At 63.6% G+C, this 505-nt stretch carries 1 protein-coding gene; it reads left to right on the forward strand.

Annotation, left to right across the window (positions count from 1 at the left end; genetic code table 11):
* Window positions 1-103: 103 nt before the first annotated feature.
* Window positions 104-505: hypothetical protein (locus tag DVK07_RS21215; protein WP_199719722.1), on the forward strand; the 402-nt coding region annotated here is incomplete at its 3' end.

Consider the following 505-nt stretch of genomic DNA (forward strand, 5'->3'; position numbering starts at 1 on the left):
CGTTGACACCCGACCCGTCGCGCTCGATCCGGGTGATAACGAGACTCTGAACTTCACCTACCCGACCGAACTGGGTGACTCACCCGCGGTCGATCTGAGGGTCGTGACACCCGACGACGAGGCGAACGAGACGGCCGACGTGCTGGCGTCCAACTTCATCGTCGAGAGCATCGAGACAAACGTCTCGGACGAGGAGACGTTCGTCGAGGGTGATGCGTTCAACGTCACCACGACGATCAATAACACCGGACAGCTCGACGACGCCACGCAGAGCGTCTCCTTCTCCGCGCCCGGCTTCGCGACTGACGAGGAGGTGACGCTCGACGCGGGCGAAACGGAAACGCTGAACTTCACCTACACGACCGAGGCCATCGACGAGAGCCGGTCCGTGGAGGCGGAAGTCAGCACCGAAGACGACGCGAACACGACGACGGTCAACGTGACCGCCCAGCAGTTCCTCGCGGTGACGAACCTGGACGGTGCTGACACCGTCGAGCGCGGCGAG

This window comes from Halorubrum sp. Atlit-26R (assembly GCF_003666015.1).
Taxonomy (GTDB): Archaea; Halobacteriota; Halobacteria; order Halobacteriales; family Haloferacaceae; genus Halorubrum.